Genomic DNA, 15700 nt, shown 5'->3' on the forward strand with positions numbered 1-15700 from the left:
GGAGGCAACTGAAATTTTCTGAGACGTTCAGTATAACCTTTGAAGTTGATTTCAAGTCAATCCCTTTTTGAAATTTTATAGAAAGACATCCCGTCTGAGGGCAAAGCGAAGGTTTTGCTTTTCAGGCGGGATTTTTTTGCTTTTTGGGACTGTTGTATACAATATATGGACTAAGAGGGTGGGTGACTTGGACTACGAGTCCATAAACTTTTGCTCGAAAGTACGATACACTATTGTCACGGCAGCGGCCCACCTCCGAAAGGGATCGGGAGCCGCAGCCGGGCGGACCTTGAAAATTGAATATGCAGCTTCAGGTACTTCCAGATAATGATACTTCCGTAATTCGCGGCCCGGTCATAAAGAAGACGGGGTGGCCGAGAGGCCAATGGAGTGGTGCAAATCCAACGCCTGATTGTTTCCCTTTCTCAGGGGTGCCGGGGACAAATTAAGAGAAACCATACAAAACCTTTTCCAAACGCCGTTCGAGGGGAACCACGGACGGCGTTTTTATATATCAGCGAAAAGGAGTACGCAAATGAACCGCAAGACCACAAAAAAGGTGGACGAATCCACCCTGACAACTTTGTGCGCCGTCTGCCGAGGGGCATTTTTGGACGCAAAGGACGTCCGGCTCCGCAGAGCCGACCCCAGGCAGCTCGTCAAGGATGTCTGCACGTATTGCCAGACACGATATGGGTTTGACTACTACGTTCAGCCCATTGTCCGTAAATCGAAAATGACCGGAAAGGAGAACCGACGTGAAACTGAGCCAGCTTAAAATTGACCCGGAGTTTCAAAGCAAAATTCCGCCGCTGCAGTTTGAGGAAGAACAGCAGCTTGAGCAGAACATCATTGCCGAGGGTCGTCTTCTGAATCCCATCATCACATGGAATGGCTACATTCTGGATGGGCACACCCCGTCTCCCTTAATTAAAGATATTGTTGGGTAAAAAAGAAAGGTCAGTCGATTTTGCCGATGAAGCGGTAGTAGATTTCTACTTCCTGCTCACGGCTTCCGTCCTCGCCCTTGACAGCTTCGTGGACGGTTATTTTTTCAATTAGAGTGTTCAGAAGTTCGGCGGTCAGCTCCACAGGGTTGACATACTGTTTCATCAGGGCAATCCACTTTTCAGCATCCGCTGCGGTCTGTACGGCGGCTTCCATCGTTTCGTGAAGCTGTCTTATTTTTGTTTCAAGCTCCTTTTGCTCGTTCTGGTACTTCTCGGACAGCATATTGAAGTTATACTCGGTTATGCGTCCGGCAGACCAGTCCTCATACATTTTAGCAAACAGCCCGTCAACCTCGGCTTTACGCTTCTCTGCCTTTTTCAGCTCCGCAGCCTGCTTTTTCTTCGCAGAGTTTCTTTCCCTGTCGCTGGCATTGAGCAGGCGTTTCAGCAGCTTGTCCTCGTCTTTCTGTGCCAGCATAGACCAGTATTGCAGTCTTGCAAGCACATAGGCATACAGTACATCATAGCGGATATAGTGCATGGAACACTGGCGTAATCCCTGCCCGTTCTTGCTGCAATGGTAGTACCCGTATGGGTTCTTATTCTGCTTGTTTTCCCCATAGGCTAAAGACCATCCGCAGTCTGCACATTTTATCAATCCTGCGAAAATCTGTGTCGTACCGTTTCTGCGTTTCCTGCGTCTGCTTGCAATCAGCTCCTGAACTTTTTGGAACACTTCTTCAGAAATGATGGCTTCGTGGGTATTTTCCACACGATACCATTCTTCCTGCGGCTTCCGCACCTTTTTCTTGTTCTTGAATGAAATGTTGCTCTGCTTGTTGTGAATGCTGTGACCGATGTAGGTTTCCTCTTTCAAAATGCTCTTGACCTGTGCTATCGTCCACGCATAGGCTTTTTCTGCGGGCGCACCGGCGTAGATATTGGCGAAAGTCCCGTATCTTTCATAGTTCAGCCAGCCGGGGGTAGGTACTTTTTCCTCCACCAGAATCCGTGTAATGCTGGCGGCTCCACGCCCGTGTACAGCAAGGTCAAAAATCTTCTCTACAATCCAGCGTGTTTCCGGGTCGATCAGAAGATGACCTTTTTTGTCCGGGTCTTTTACATAGCCCAGCGGTGCATAGGCTCCATAGTGTGCGCCATTGGCAAATCTTGTGTGCATGGCAGCCTTGACCTTTTTGCTGGTCTGTCGGGCGTGCATTTCATTCAGGATGTTTAAGAACGGTGCAAGCTCGCTTTCTCCGTTGATGGTGTCCACATTGTCATTGATGGCAATGTAGCGTACTCCCTTGCTGGGGAAATAGATTTCCGTGTACTGACCGGTCAGGATATAGTTTCTTCCCAGACGGGATAAGTCCTTTGTGACAACGCAGTTGATTTTCCCGTCTTCGATGTCATCAATCATCCTTTGGAAACTTGGACGCTCGAAATTTGTCCCACTCCATCCGTCGTCAATGTACTCGTCTACAACGGTCAGCCCATGCTCTGCGGCATACTGTCTAAGCATCATGCGCTGGGTCTGGATACTGCCGCTTTCCCCCTGTAATTCATCGTCACGGCTCAATCTCAAATATAGTGCAGTGTTATAAATCGTTGTATTGTATGGTTGTTTCACGGTTAAAAATCCTCCTTCTAAAAGAAACAACCCACGCTTATACAATACTCGCTGGTACAAGTATATCATAAGCGTGGGCTGATTGACAGTCGTTATTCCGTATTTTTTCAGGAAGCGGCGGCAGCGTGCTGGATCACATCTTCCAGCAGGCTGTCAAGCGGCTTCCCATCCTGTGCGAAATGCTCCGATACCTTGATACGGACTTTCCCCATGACAAAATACTGGGTGCCGTCTTTTTCGGTAAGCAGGGTGCCGCTGTTTTTGTTATTGCTCTCGTTTTTGCTTTTTGCCATAGGCAGTTACCTCCATAAATGAAATATGCCCGACAAGGGAATGTCAGACAGGTGTACAGCCGCAGACTGTCTCCGTGTCAACCAAACCGTGTCAACCGGCAGAAAAGACTTTGAAAACAATCCATAGGCGCTCTATTATTACTTTTTACTTTTTCTTTGATTTCTTGGTTGACATGGTTGACAAAGGAGAGAAATGCCCCAAATATCAGGCTTTTCCCCGTCAACCGGCTGTCAACCAAAGCGTCAACCAAACTGTCAACCGGTGGCTTTTCAGAATGGAAGTTCCATTTGCCGGGCTTCTTCTTCCGTGATTTCCTGAAAACCGTCCCCCTCCGGCGGAGCTTGGTTGACACGCTCCCAGCCTTTTTGAGAACCGTATTTCTTATACCGCTTCGGGCTTTTGTAGGCTACCCAGCCCTGTATGATGCCGCCCGCAATGCCGGTATTCATAATCTCGCAGATTGCCCGTGTCTCCCAGTCTGCCGGGGAATTTAAGTTCCCCAGCGCTTCCTCATAAAGCTGCTTGGAACATACCCTGTCGCCGGTGTAGTCCTCCAAATAGGCGTAGATCATGCCGGCCTGTGTGTCTTCCTGCATAAAGTCCTGCTGGTGGGCGTTCAGGTATCGGTTCATTTCCATGCTGAATGACAGCTTATACTTCCCACTGCGATAAACCGTCATGGCTTCCGCCCACATCTGTTCGATATACGCCCTCGCCGCCGCTTCATCGTCCAGTATGTGAACCTCCGCCCGTTCCGGGTACACCGTCACGGGGAGAAAGCGCCGGTTGCCGGTGCGGTCACGGGGCAAAAAGTCCTGCCGGTTGGTCGTCCCTCCAAATACACATTGCCGCAGCCGGTCTGCCGGATGTGTCTCATACGGCACTTTGTAGGTTTCTTTCTGGCGGCTTAAGAATGACTTGATTTCCTCAATACTCTTGGCGTTGGCTGTGGCAATCATCTCCGACATCTCGATAATCCAATGCCCTTGCAGCTTGCGGTACACATTTTCATCGTCCAGCTTTTTCAAATCGTCTGAAAACCATTCGTCCCTGCCTGCCAGCAGCCGGAAAAAGGTAGATTTCCCGGCTCCCTGACCACCAACCAGACAGAGCATGACCTCAAACTTGCTCCCCGGTCTGAATACCCGCCGGATGGCTCCCATCAGGAACAGTTTCAAGGCTTCATAGGTGTATTCGTCCGTATCGGCTCCCAGAAAGTGATGCAGGGCGTAACGGATGCGCTCTGTGCCGTCCCATTGCAGGCTGTTCAGGTAATCCCTGACTGGATGGTAGCGGTTTTCATTGGCAACAATCTTGATGGCGCTCTGCACCTTTTTCTCGCTGGTAAGCCCGTAATTTTCTTCCAGATACAAAAGCAGGTAGTTCATGTCCATGTCGGTCAGCGTGGTACTGGTGCGCTCCCAGCCCAGCGGCTTCACAATGTCAATCTGCTCCGTCAAAAGGTTCAGGCGCAGCGCCCCGCGAAACAGAGGGTCACGCTGGAACACCGTCAGGCAGTTTCGGATGCTGTTCTTCACGCCGCCTTTCTGCGTCCCCTCTAATGTTTCCCGGATTTCTGCCGGTGTCTGCGCCGGTTCCATTGTGTCCATCGTCCTTTTGACCGCTTCCTGCGTTTCCGGCGGCAAGCTCTGAAATTCGCAGTTCAAGCCGCAACACCTCCTTTCCCTGTGCGGCGATCAATGCCGCTTTTTCTTCTATTTCTCCGTATAACAAAATATCCAAAAGGTATTCTGTGTAGCTTATCCTCTGCAACGCTTCCACAAAAAGAGGATGCCAGATGGCATCCTGCGGCTGTGGGGCGTGTGCTGTTTTCCAATGCTCCAGCAGGCGCAGATAATCGCATAGCACCCGGAAACAATACCGTTCCGTTTCCTGAAATCTCTGCTCCGCTGATTTTTGTCGGGGCTGTGACCTGTTGTGACGCTTCCTATCTGGCGGCGCATTGCCGGATTTCTCATAGGAAACGCCGAAGTCCTCCGCAAGCCTGACCGCAGCTTCCCGTTTCCCCAATCCATGCAGCAAAGCGGCCAAGTCGATCACATCCCCGGAAGCCCCGCAGCCGAAGCAGTAAAAGCGGCTGTCCACTTTCATGCTGGGCGTGCGGTCATTGTGGAATGGACAGCAGACCATGCCGTTTCTCCCCACCCGGATTCCATAGAATGAAGCAGCCTGCCGGGTGGTAACAGACTGTTTCACCGCTTCAAATACATTCAAATGCTCCCTCCATAAAAATACTGGTAGCGGTAAAGCTGCCGGTTATATCATAGCTCCATCTCATGTTTCTTTCTCTGTACTGCCTGTGGCTGCTCCCTCCGGCGCAGTGCGGTATCTACGGCGTTCTGCACCTGCCGTAGCCGTATGACTTCCTCCCGGAGTGGCTTGTGCTGCGGAGACAGTTCGGCATACTCTGTTTTTAACTGTGCGTATTCCTGTTTCCATGCTTTCAGGGCAATGGGTTTTCCGTCCAGTTTTTCTTTCAAAATACGGCGGGCGGCATAAAACAGCCGTAACTCCGCATCGTGGGATGTTTCAAATTTCTCCCTCTGTTTCTTAAACTTGATATTGTTCAATTCCGTATGAACAGGTTTTAGCCGCTGGTAATTCTCGCCCTCCCGTATCAATTCCTGCAATTCCTTTATCCGGGCAGATTTCTTTTTCATGGAGTCGCTTAACGCTTCAAATTCTTCGTTGACAGAGGAAAGACGCTCCTGCAAATCCTCTAATGTGAGCAGCTTGTTTTCCGTCAGATAATTGACGGCTTCGGCAAACTGCTTTAAGTTTCCGGTTCTGGCTTTATTGCTCCATGCCCCTGCGTTGCGCTGGTTGTAATAAGCGATCAACAGGTCGGCAAGGCTCGGTGTCTGCGGTTTGGAAAGTTCTTCTTTTACCTCTGCCATCCAGACAAACAGGGCTTTGATCTTCTTCCTCACATCCTGCATGAGCCGGTTGGTGGCTTTAATCCAGCGGTTCAGTTCCCCTTTCTCGGTGCGGATGCCCTTTGCTTCCATCTGCCGGACATTAGCTCCCTCGTGGACAGTAGGTATCAGGTCAAGCCCCTGCCGCACATAGGAACGGTGGTCGATACGCACATCCAGCCCTTTTTCCTCAAATTTTGTATTAACGGCAGCCGCCCACTGCTCCCGCCAGTGTTCCAGCGTTTCCGGCTCATGCCAGTCTGTTGTATGGACAGCGTTAAACATATAATCGCCGTTTTTATCCCGGATTCGGTTTCCATCTTCATCAAGAAGATATTCCCGACGCTGTTTTTGTCCCCATGTGCCATCCGGGTTCAAAGGGCGCATGGTTGTCATCACATGAAAATGCGGGTTAGGGATGCCGCCGTCCTCTTTCTCCGGGCTGTGAAAAGCAAGGTCGGCAATCATGCCTTTTGTCACAAACTGCTCCTGTACGAACTTCCTCGCCAGCTCCATGTTTTCTTCCAGCGTCAATTCATTCTGCATGGCAATATCAAAGGAATAGGCAAGCTGTGCTTTTGGATGTTTCTCGCAGTTCTCCACAGCATTCCAGAGGGTCGCCCGGTCAAGATATATTTCCGGCGCATGGGGCGGCAGCATGATTTCCGAAGCGATCACGCCGCCCTTTTTGGTGTAGTCGCTGACTTCTCCATAGTAGCTGCTGTAAAGACGCTCCCCGGCTCGATAGGCTGCGCTGGCAATGGCGCTCTGACCGGCGCTGCGCTTGATCTGTGCGATTGAAAAATGATAAAGTGCTATCCTTAGTCACCGCCTTTCTCCTGCCCGGAAATACGGGCGTGGTTCTCTGTGGCAGACCGGATGAAATGCTCCGCCTGCGGCAGATTCAAAATGCTTTCCATGAGGGAATAAAATTCCGCTTCGGATAGCTCCTTTGTCTGTGGTGCAATGCTCTCAATAGCTGCCCCACGGGTAATCAGCCGGTGCGTCCTCTGTTTCCGGGAACCGCTTTCCAGATACGCCTGCCGGTTTTTCAAACGCTGCATTTTCCGTTTTTCCTGTTCCAGCAGGACAGTGGTTTTTTCATATTCCTGCTTCAACTGTTCCAAAGATTTTTCCATGTTCTCACATCCTTTGCTGATAAGATAAAGAAAGACCATCCGCAGACAGTCCGTGTGTCAGTGCTTCTATAAAACCCGATGAAAAGGGAAAACCGCAGAGCGGATTTCTCTTTGCGGCGGGTACACAGGGGATAGCCGCTTTAGCGGCGCAAGGGGGTGTAGCCACCTTGTCGGAGCGAAGCGAACGCAGACCTCGGATTGCTGATTTTATCAGCGGCAGAGGTAAGCTCCGCAGGACGCACGATACATGGTCTTTAGACTATGTATAGAAGTGCGCCCTTAGTTCCTAAGGGATTTTGCCGTTTCCGGCAGTCTTGTCCTTTTTCTTGGAACGCTTGGAAAGATACTTCGGGCAGTCAACCACAACCGCCCGGAAGCTCTGTTTACATTCGTGCTGGCATTTCCGGCACAGTTCGTTGTAAGTGATACGGCTGCGGTCATTTAAGAAGAAAGACCATTCCAACCGCCGCTTGTTACTCATTCTTGCCATAACCGGCTCCTTTCTCCGTTTCTATCTGATGTACGCAGATAGGCTGTTTTGATGTAGCGTCTCGGTATCATTTTTAAGTTTTTTTCCCTCTGTATGCCCCTTTGGAAAGTGCGGCAGTATTGCAAGTCAGGGAATGATACCTCACGCTTATTTGTCGCTTCCCGGTACGGTTTCGGAGCCTTTTGCCATCCATTCAAAGAAAGCAATTTTGCTGACCTTGATAAGTCTGCCCCTGCGGAACGCTGGAAAGCCGGGTGTGTGTACCAGCTCATAGGCGCTCGCTCTTGAAATTCCCATAATCCGCTGAATGTCCGCCACATCCAGAACCAGCGGTAAATCCTCGTAGCTGTTCAATCTCTTTTTATCGTTCATTCTGTTCCTCCCATAAATCAAATAGGTTAAAATGCTTCCTGTTGCCGTTCTCCCCAAAAGCCGTTTTCCTGCCCCATTCCTGCGGTGTTTCCCTGCATTGGTGCGCCGAATGCGTCACTTCTCCTGCCGGTCATATCCCTTTTGGACGGTCATTCACTTGTCAAGGTACTGTGCGGTACGAAATTACCAACCGCAATCATCATAGCGTACTATCCTTGACAAAACAATGATTCTGCGATACCATGAGTGTAACGGATATAACTGAATTATATAATTACCATAAACAAAGGCAGGGGATAGGGATGGAGAATCAGTTTATACGGCATGAGCCATGTTTTGAGAGGATTTTGTTTGTCCTGACGCTGGACAGGAAGAAAATGAAAGAGCGGATTTTGATTGGGGAAGAACAGCAGATCCGCTTCCGTCTGAACGGGAGCCAAAACGCAGAGGTGCTTTGTGATATGACACGCCCACTGGGAACTTTTTTGATAAACTTTGAGCGTGACACGGACAGAGACTGGAACTTATACGGGCTTTCTCCGCTGCGGCAAGCTCTCCACTCCAACCGATGGAAACAGCCGGAGCTGGAGCAGGCGGCAAGCGAATTTCTTTGGGAGAAATATCTTAGCAACGACCCTCTGAAAATGTATGTGGCGTTCCGTATCTGGAACAGCTATCTGCTTGCCAGAGAACCCCGTGACCGTAACGCTGCCTGTGACCGCTTCATGGATAAAATGAGCAGACTGACCGGGGTATTCCAAAACGAAACCATGAGCTTTGACAGGGAGACAGGAAAACCGAAACAATTTCAAGCTGGCAGCCTTTATTTCAAAGGCGCACCGTCAGAAGATACCCGGCTTGACCTCTGGTTCCCGGACAACCGGCGCACAGAAGAATGTGTGTCTGCCTATGCGTCCCTCTACCCGTTGATTACCTATTATCTGAACAGGCTGAATGACTGGGGGCTTTGCTTCCGGCGGTGCAAGGTCTGTGGAAAATATTTTCTGGCAAAGAGCCAGCGGTATGAGCTGTGCAGCGACAAGTGCCGAAAAGCACAGGCGCTTCAAAACAAGCGGGAATTTGACGAGAGGTCAAGAGAAAATAACTATGACCTGCTTTATAAAAATGAATGCCAGAACTGGCGCAACAAAATAAACCGGGTAAAAAATACCGCAGGCTTTCCGGCTGACCGTCTGGAAAAAATACAGGCTTCCTTTTCCGACTTTAAGAAAGAAGCCTTACAGAGAAAAAAGGCTGTAAAAACAGGAACGGCCAGCCCGAAAGAATTTACGGACTGGCTGTATCAGCAGAGTAATGTAATTGTTGAGCTGACCGAGATATGAAAAACTTTCTATCGTCAATTTCGCATTATTGCAATAACAGATTGCTTCTTCCATGAATGGTAATATTATCATCAAACTTTTGGAAGAACTATAAATGTCCGAGGTGCCTTTGATTTCGACAGAAAAACAGGCTGAATTGTTACAACGCTCGGACATTTCAAAAATTTTTTTGAGAAATGGCGAAAAAAGCGGGGCAGCACACGCCGCCCCGCCGATCCCATACGGCTATTCCATCGTCCTGATTTGCTCAACAAGAGATTGTTTTTTCAGATTTCCAGTTGTGTAAGAAATCAAGGTGAATTGCACAATCAGCAGGATTGCTAAATATATCAATACGATCAGCCACGGAAATGAATAGTAAAAGTATGGATTCATCGTTTTCACAACGACCTGTACGGATAGGAAGCCCAGTCCAGTCCCCAAAACCAATGTTACCAGCGTAGCAAAAACTGAATACATTAACCCCTCATAGCACAGCATTTTGATAAGCTGCTTTTTACTCAAACCAATCGCCTGTAACATTCCAATTTCCTGCCTACGGGATAAGAAGTTTGTGATTGTCGTATTGACAAGGTTGATTAAAGAAAAGCACACAACAATAACAGCCACGATCAACAATACCCCGAAAGAAAGTTGTTGAAGTCCGCTATAATAAGTGATACTTTCTTTTATGGTTTCCATAACCAAATCGCTATTTCCGTCTATCAGTTGATTTAATGCAGCTTCTACCGTATCATATTTTTTCATATCGGTAATTACGGAAATCGTACCTGTGCAATCTATCCCGGTCGCTTCATTCATAAACTGCTCCGGAAGCGCAAAGCATTTTGAGAAGCCGGAGTAAGAATATTCGTTTACAATGCCCATGACGGTATAGGCCTTTGTGCGAATTTGGCCGGATTCGGTTTTATAGTCCACTTCGACGGTATCACCCAACGCAGCCTCAATATCATAGAGATCGGCACGCTCTTGAAGCAAGACAATTCCATTGCCTGCCACCAGTTCATCATAATCAGTCGTTCCCGCAATTCGCTCTTTCTCCAAATTCTGCTGTTCATCTCGGCAAAAGCCCTGAATCCATTTTCCAGAATTACCATTTACACGATATTCTGCGTCCGTGTAATACCAGTGCTTGATTCCTGTAACGCCATCAATAGATTCTACTGCATTTATAAAATCGGCATTTAGAAAATTCTTTTGCTGCAATCCAGACAAAGAAATACCAGCAGTGTCCCACGATTGATTTGCGTTGAGCTGAATGTTAAATTCACCGACAGGGAAAGCCCTGCCTCTTGCCTCTGCAACGCCATCATAGGAAACTAACATTGTCGAAATCAATACAACCAATACTCCGCCGAGTGAAAGAGAAAGTATTGTTAAAGTGGACTTTGCCTTTTGCCTGGACAGATTCATTTTAGCAAGTGAAGCAGGCGTTATTTTACGGTGCAACACGGAACTTTCTTTCATTTTCCCCTGATAATCGGAATATCGCAATGCTTCCAGCGGAGATACTGCCGCAGCTCTTTTTACAGGAGTATGAATGGCAATCATCACAATAATAAATGCAAAAAGGCCAACCCCGACCGTCACACATAAAGTAGTCAGCCAGTACCAACCGGCAGGAATCAGGAAGTACCCAATCACATTTCCAATAACCAAACCAATCGGGATAGCAATGGCAGCAAGTAATTTCCCCTCGCGGTAAACCATCTTTTTGATCTGTCGTTTTGTAGTTCCGATTGTGCGAAGCTGTCCATAGTTACGGATACTGCTTGCTACTGAAATATAAAAAATCGAATAGATCACAATGCCGGAACCAATGAAAGTTACAAAACCGATCAAGAAATAGAACAGCATATCGCTTCCGTGATTTTCGTCCTTTAAGTTAAAATATGTGGAACGGACAATCACATTATCATCGGAAATTTTTAATTGCTGCGCCAGAGTGTTTGCATAGTTGGTGGCTTCTTCCTCGCTCATGTTTTGAGCGCCTTTCAGCCCAATGTAATAATCAATCATGCCTCCGTCGCCATACTGCTGTCTTACTAATTCTTTCGATATAATGGCTGTATAGCGCCCAATATCGCCGGTTTTCACATCTAAGATTCCCGTCAATTTGAAATCATGGGTAGTGCCGTCAGAAAAGGGGATTTGAATTGTCTGTCCCAATTCATTTGAATAGCCCAAACTATCCAAAAAGGATTCTTGCACTACAATTTCATTCTCCGAAGCTGGTAAATCTCCCGAATAGAGCATACTTTGGGATTTTAGCATATCTGCATTTGCATAAGTAAAATTCACGGTTGAATGGTTTACCTGTTCAGAAAATGCGTTAAAAAATTCCCCAACCCACGCAATTTCTTCTTGCTTGTATAGTTCCTGTCCCTGTTGTTCAGAAATCGCATGATACATAATCTGCGCTGTTTTTTGGTTGCGGTTCTGCGTTTCCTGCATAACCCCAAAGCCATAGAGGACAATAGCAGATAGCAATGCGCTGGCAAGTGCAATCGTCAAAATAATAAAGATATTTCTTTTTCGATTTGCCGATATACTGCGGTTTGATATGCGCTTTACTATGCCGCTGGTATCATTTTCAAAAGGCCATGTCATAGCCTGCCACCTCCTTACTCCACAATCTTTCCGTCCTCAATGCGGACAATCCGATCTGCAAGGCGGGCAATGTCGTCATTGTGCGTAATCATCACAACAGTTTGCCGAAACTCCGCACTGGTGCGCTTGATAAGCCCCAGCACCTCGGCGCTGGTCTTGCTGTCAAGGTTGCCGGTCGGCTCGTCGGCCAGCACGATAGCCGGTTTGGTAATCAAGGCGCGGGCGATAGCCACACGCTGCTGCTGTCCGCCGGAAAGATTGTTCGGCATATTTTTCAGTTTATCTTCCAGCCCCAGCAGGTGAACGATCTCGTCCAAAAACTTCTGATCCACCGTGTCCCCGTCCAGCTCCACCGGCAGGACGATGTTCTCATACACATTCAGGATGGGAACAAGGTTATAGTTCTGGAAGATAAAGCCGATGTTGCGGCGGCGAAAGATGGTGAGCTGTTCGTCGTTCATCTTCGACAGTTCTTTGTCCCGGACAATCACATTGCCGGAAGTAGGGGTGTCCAGCCCGCCCATCATGTGAAGCAGGGTAGACTTGCCGCTGCCGGAGGTTCCCACAACGGCCACAAATTCGCCGTCATTTACGGAGAAGTTCACGCCGTCAAGGGCGCGGGTGATGTTCGGCTCTGTGCCGTAATACTTTTTCAGGTCGATAGTCTGTAAAATGCTCATAAAATTCAATCCTTTTTTTGTTTGTTGTAAATGCGGAACGCTGCTGCGCCGGTGGCCGCCAACTGCACCAGAATCAGCACAGCGAACAGGCCGAAGCTCTCATAGTAGAACAGTTCATCCCAAAATAGGAGAACATCACAGAGAGCAGTCAAGGCAACCGTCCGGCGGATGTGCCGGGCCAGCCATTGCCGGAACACCAGCACAAGGGCAACGGGCGGGACGATCAGCAGCGCCAGATTCAAAATCAATGTCGGGGGCAGTTCCATTGCGTCGCCTCCTCACTTTTGTTGATAAGGGTATTGTAAAACCCAAATGTCCGCGAAATGTTACAGCGGCCAAAAAATTTCATTGAAAATCGGGGTGAAATGTTACAACGCTCGGACATTTCAAAATCAGTCTGCCATTTTGATCCGTTCCACCAACGAATTTCTGCATTGAATTTTTAGACAGATAGCAGAAATTATAATAGGTGTTATTATTAAGCAGACACCGTAAATCAGTAATGGAATAAAAGGAAAAGTATATTGAAAATAAGTTAATCCATTCGCAGACAATATCCGTACTAACAAATAACCCATCAAGGTTCCTGCCACAACCGTAATAATCAAGCATGGAATAATCAGTAAGACACTTTCATGCAGCAGCATTTTCTTTATCTGTTTTTTTGTCATACCGATAGATTCCAATATTCCAAATTCTTTTCTCCTTGTACTGATACGACTAATCAAGGTGTTTGTCAGATTAAAAATGCTAAACATAATGACAAAGGCAGATACCCCATAAACTTGTACGCTGGTATTATGAATCGTATTTGCCGAAGATGCTTTTACCTCTTGTAAGGTTTCCATTACCAAATCAGGGTGTCGGGACAGTATATTATTTAATTTGCTTTCTACTGATTTACCCACTTTTTCATATTCAGGTACGGACAAAGTTAAGGAAGCTGTTAAATCCATATCGCCCCACAACTTTTCTATGGTTTCTTTGGGGAGATAAAAGCCCTCATTCATACTTTTTTCGGAAGTACCGGCAATCAAAATATCTATGCTGTGTTCAGCCCCATCAAACCATCGTAATGTCACTTTTTCTCCTATTGACGGGCAAGCATGATAGACTTCTTTCTGTACGCTTGTTCCTAATATAACCATAGCGTCTTGTTTCACCAATGTTTCGTATGTCCAATCAACAGGAAGCGTTTTCAAAATTTCCTCCTGATTATCAGGCGTAATCGGAATAATGGGAATTTCTAATTGTTCATCGTGATACTCAATAATGGCTGCGGTTCTCTCCGTAGCATAAATCTCTTTAACTTCCGGGATTTGTTGCAATTCTTCCATGAGTTCTTGTGAAAAAGGCGTATTAACTTGATACTCCGAAATACCATACGGTTTCGGGTTGACTAATGTATTGTGGTTAATCGTAATATAATATTCTCCATCTTCCAAATTCCCCATTCTTGCAAAGGAATCTGGATTCCATGATGATATAAAAGTGGCTCCAACCATAAATAAAATCCCGCCGATTGCAAGCGAGGCAATCGTCAGATTGTGTTTTTTTCGATTCTGCTTTTCGCTCAATACGGCTAAAGAATACGGTGAGAGCCGAATATGATTTTTCCTATTCTGCACTCTACTTTCTTTTAGTTCTGGATCGTTTCCAACATATTTTGTTGCTTCAATAGGGGAAATATTTGAAGCTATTTGTGCGGGCTTGTATACGGAAATTTGTACGATGATAATGCCTAATATTATTGCTAAAATACTTGTGGCTATGGCATTGATAATCGTTATTCCATTCGGCTCTAACAAATATGCAAATATGATACCTACTGTAATACCGGCAGGTATTCCGAACAGGCAGAAACGATACCCTTCTTTACGAATCATCCGCTTAATTTGTTTTTCTGTCATGCCAATAGTTTTGAGCTGTCCAATCTGCGATACTTGATTTGATACCGAAAGGTAGAACACACTGTATATGACAATTCCGCTTGAAAATGCAATAAAAAGAGTAGCTAAAAGAACACCTCCCATTCCTGATCCACTAATAAGTGAGGAACAGAATTTGCTATTAAAATAAAGTTGGTTCCTGCTTATGTCTTGGGATAAAGCCAGACGATATACTGTATTCTCAAAATCAATAAGTCCCATTTCCGTGGCACCATTTACACGAATCAAGGCACTATATGGAATATCCGATAATAACACACCCTGTTCTGCATACGCTGGGGAGACATAAAAGTAAAATGTTCCTGTTTCCACATTATCAGTAAAACCAGTAATGATGAAATCCTCTGTTTTACTCCCCGCCGTTGGTAAAGTGATGGTATCTCCTATATTTAGCTGATACCCCAGCTCTAATTGAACATTTTTATCAATTACAATTTCATTGTACTGTTCTGGACAGGTTCCACTGACTAATTCATAGGATTTTATAATTCCAAAACCAGTCGGCATATAAACCGCTTCAAATTTGATCCCATCCATCAGAAAACTATCACTATGCTTATAGGGTACAATATCTTCAAGATCAGGTTCTTTTTTCAGAACTTCTATCTGTTCTGCTGTAAGCCCCCCGATGGTAGCTTGCTGCATTTGATTCAAAATCTTTTGTTCACTAATTTTGCTGCCTTGTTGGAATAAGGAGATTCCCACAATCAAACTAATTGCCAGCGCAATGGTCAAAACATTAAAAAAGCAAAAAATACGATTTGAAGATACATTGCGTTTTGCTAATTTCTTTACAATGGCGCTGGTGTCATTCTCAAAAGGCCATGTCATAGTTGTATCACCTCCATATTTGATAAGGGTATTGTAAAACCCAAATGTCCGTGAAATGTTACAGCGGCCAAAAAATTTCATTGAAAATCGGGGTGAAATGTTACAACGCTCGGACATTTCAAAAAAATTTACGGCGGGCAGCCGGAAATGGCCGTCCGCCGAAACATACTACGCCAAACTTTACAAAGGGCGAAAACAGACCGTGAAACGGGCTGCTGACAACAAATAAAGGCTGAACATCAAGCACAGGAAAGTGCGAGGTGTTCAGCCTATTTTGTTGTCTGGGGTTTCCAAAGGGGTGTCCCCTTTGGCACACGACTTTGCTTGCAAAGTGTAGTGTGTTATACCTGCTGGCGTGGCTGACGGGGGAAACGGGGTGCGGTGCTTTATGCGCCCCGTTTGCTCCGGCAGGAAAACAGGCTGAATTTTTGCGAATGGGAATGAGCAAAAAATCGGGCTGTTTTCAGAGAACG

Annotated in this window: 15 protein-coding genes; 3 read left to right on the plus strand and 12 right to left on the minus strand. The window is 46.7% G+C overall.

Annotation, left to right across the window (positions count from 1 at the left end; all coding sequences use genetic code 11):
- Positions 1–535 precede the first annotated feature (535 nt).
- Both GXM22_RS05635 and GXM22_RS05640 read left to right on the plus strand, forming a co-directional pair.
- Positions 536–778, plus strand: a complete 243-nt coding sequence (locus tag GXM22_RS05635; RefSeq protein WP_035394008.1) for a hypothetical protein — start codon at positions 536–538, stop codon at positions 776–778.
- On the plus strand, positions 759–950 hold the full coding sequence (locus GXM22_RS05640; RefSeq protein WP_005936061.1) for a hypothetical protein: 192 nt from the start codon (positions 759–761) through the stop codon (positions 948–950). Before GXM22_RS05635 ends, GXM22_RS05640 begins: the two co-directional genes overlap by 20 nt.
- A 10-nt stretch (positions 951–960) precedes the next feature.
- Here the strand turns inward: GXM22_RS05640 and GXM22_RS05645 are convergent, their stop codons facing one another.
- From GXM22_RS05645 to GXM22_RS05680, 8 genes are all read right to left on the minus strand, one after another.
- On the minus strand, positions 961–2652 hold the full coding sequence (locus GXM22_RS05645) for a recombinase family protein (protein ID WP_005936058.1): 1692 nt from the start codon (positions 2650–2652) through the stop codon (positions 961–963).
- A gap of 38 nt (positions 2653–2690) precedes the next feature.
- Positions 2691–2876: a hypothetical protein gene (locus GXM22_RS05650; RefSeq protein ID WP_004849804.1), complete on the minus strand. Its 186-nt coding sequence runs from the start codon at positions 2874–2876 to the stop codon at positions 2691–2693.
- Positions 2877–3146: 270 nt separating this feature from the next.
- Positions 3147–4487: a virulence-associated E family protein gene (locus GXM22_RS05655; protein WP_009321442.1), complete on the minus strand. Its 1341-nt coding sequence runs from the start codon at positions 4485–4487 to the stop codon at positions 3147–3149.
- Positions 4372–5112 carry a CHC2 zinc finger domain-containing protein gene (locus tag GXM22_RS05660; protein ID WP_035394978.1) on the minus strand — a complete coding sequence of 247 codons (741 nt, stop codon included), beginning with the start codon at positions 5110–5112 and terminating at the stop codon, positions 4372–4374. Before GXM22_RS05660 ends, GXM22_RS05655 begins: the two co-directional genes overlap by 116 nt.
- A gap of 47 nt (positions 5113–5159) precedes the next feature.
- Positions 5160–6632, minus strand: coding sequence for a MobQ family relaxase (gene mobQ / locus GXM22_RS05665; protein WP_074104019.1), 1473 nt, complete (start codon positions 6630–6632; stop codon positions 5160–5162).
- 2 nt (positions 6633–6634) lie between these two features.
- Complete coding sequence (locus GXM22_RS05670) at positions 6635–6952, minus strand: DUF3847 domain-containing protein (protein ID WP_008816380.1); 318 nt, start codon at positions 6950–6952, stop codon at positions 6635–6637.
- A 286-nt stretch (positions 6953–7238) separates the two neighbouring features.
- Entirely contained in the window at positions 7239–7442 is a 204-nt protein-coding gene (locus tag GXM22_RS05675) for a hypothetical protein (protein WP_004614949.1), read from the minus strand.
- A gap of 147 nt (positions 7443–7589) precedes the next feature.
- Entirely contained in the window at positions 7590–7814 is a 225-nt protein-coding gene (locus tag GXM22_RS05680) for a helix-turn-helix domain-containing protein (protein WP_005362423.1), read from the minus strand.
- Positions 7815–8191: 377 nt separating this feature from the next.
- On the opposite strand from GXM22_RS05680, the gene GXM22_RS05685 reads away from it, so the two are divergent.
- Positions 8192–9157, plus strand: a complete 966-nt coding sequence (locus GXM22_RS05685) for a DUF6076 domain-containing protein (protein ID WP_270441363.1) — start codon at positions 8192–8194, stop codon at positions 9155–9157.
- Positions 9158–9382: 225 nt separating this feature from the next.
- Here the strand turns inward: GXM22_RS05685 and GXM22_RS05690 are convergent, their stop codons facing one another.
- The 4 genes from GXM22_RS05690 to GXM22_RS05705 all read right to left on the minus strand — a co-directional run bounded on the left by GXM22_RS05690 (position 9383) and on the right by GXM22_RS05705 (position 15227).
- Positions 9383–11767, minus strand: a complete 2385-nt coding sequence (locus GXM22_RS05690; RefSeq protein ID WP_004611619.1) for an ABC transporter permease — start codon at positions 11765–11767, stop codon at positions 9383–9385.
- A 14-nt stretch (positions 11768–11781) separates the two neighbouring features.
- Complete coding sequence (locus GXM22_RS05695; protein ID WP_004611618.1) at positions 11782–12447, minus strand: ABC transporter ATP-binding protein; 666 nt, start codon at positions 12445–12447, stop codon at positions 11782–11784.
- A 5-nt stretch (positions 12448–12452) separates the two neighbouring features.
- Positions 12453–12713 (minus strand): hypothetical protein, encoded by a 261-nt coding sequence (locus GXM22_RS05700; RefSeq protein ID WP_055158484.1) that lies wholly within the window; start codon positions 12711–12713, stop codon positions 12453–12455.
- A gap of 126 nt (positions 12714–12839) precedes the next feature.
- Complete coding sequence (locus tag GXM22_RS05705) at positions 12840–15227, minus strand: ABC transporter permease (RefSeq protein WP_090141176.1); 2388 nt, start codon at positions 15225–15227, stop codon at positions 12840–12842.
- Positions 15228–15700 lie beyond the last annotated feature (473 nt).

The organism is Faecalibacterium duncaniae, from assembly GCF_010509575.1.
GTDB lineage: Bacteria > Bacillota > Clostridia > Oscillospirales > Ruminococcaceae > Faecalibacterium > Faecalibacterium duncaniae.

Coding starts and splice junctions, on each gene's coding strand:
- GXM22_RS05635 (WP_035394008.1), top strand. CDS start 536: ATGAACCGCAAGACCACAAAAAAGGTGGACGAATCCACCCTGACAACT.
- GXM22_RS05645 (WP_005936058.1), bottom strand. CDS start 2,652: ATGATATACTTGTACCAGCGAGTATTGTATAAGCGTGGGTTGTTTCTT.
- GXM22_RS05650 (WP_004849804.1), bottom strand. CDS start 2,876: ATGGCAAAAAGCAAAAACGAGAGCAATAACAAAAACAGCGGCACCCTG.
- GXM22_RS05655 (WP_009321442.1), bottom strand. CDS start 4,487: ATGGACACAATGGAACCGGCGCAGACACCGGCAGAAATCCGGGAAACA.
- GXM22_RS05670 (WP_008816380.1), bottom strand. CDS start 6,952: ATGGAAAAATCTTTGGAACAGTTGAAGCAGGAATATGAAAAAACCACT.
- GXM22_RS05675 (WP_004614949.1), bottom strand. CDS start 7,442: ATGGCAAGAATGAGTAACAAGCGGCGGTTGGAATGGTCTTTCTTCTTA.
- GXM22_RS05680 (WP_005362423.1), bottom strand. CDS start 7,814: ATGAACGATAAAAAGAGATTGAACAGCTACGAGGATTTACCGCTGGTT.
- GXM22_RS05685 (WP_270441363.1), top strand. CDS start 8,192: ATGAAAGAGCGGATTTTGATTGGGGAAGAACAGCAGATCCGCTTCCGT.
- GXM22_RS05690 (WP_004611619.1), bottom strand. CDS start 11,767: ATGACATGGCCTTTTGAAAATGATACCAGCGGCATAGTAAAGCGCATA.
- GXM22_RS05695 (WP_004611618.1), bottom strand. CDS start 12,447: ATGAGCATTTTACAGACTATCGACCTGAAAAAGTATTACGGCACAGAG.
- GXM22_RS05700 (WP_055158484.1), bottom strand. CDS start 12,713: ATGGAACTGCCCCCGACATTGATTTTGAATCTGGCGCTGCTGATCGTC.
- GXM22_RS05705 (WP_090141176.1), bottom strand. CDS start 15,227: ATGACATGGCCTTTTGAGAATGACACCAGCGCCATTGTAAAGAAATTA.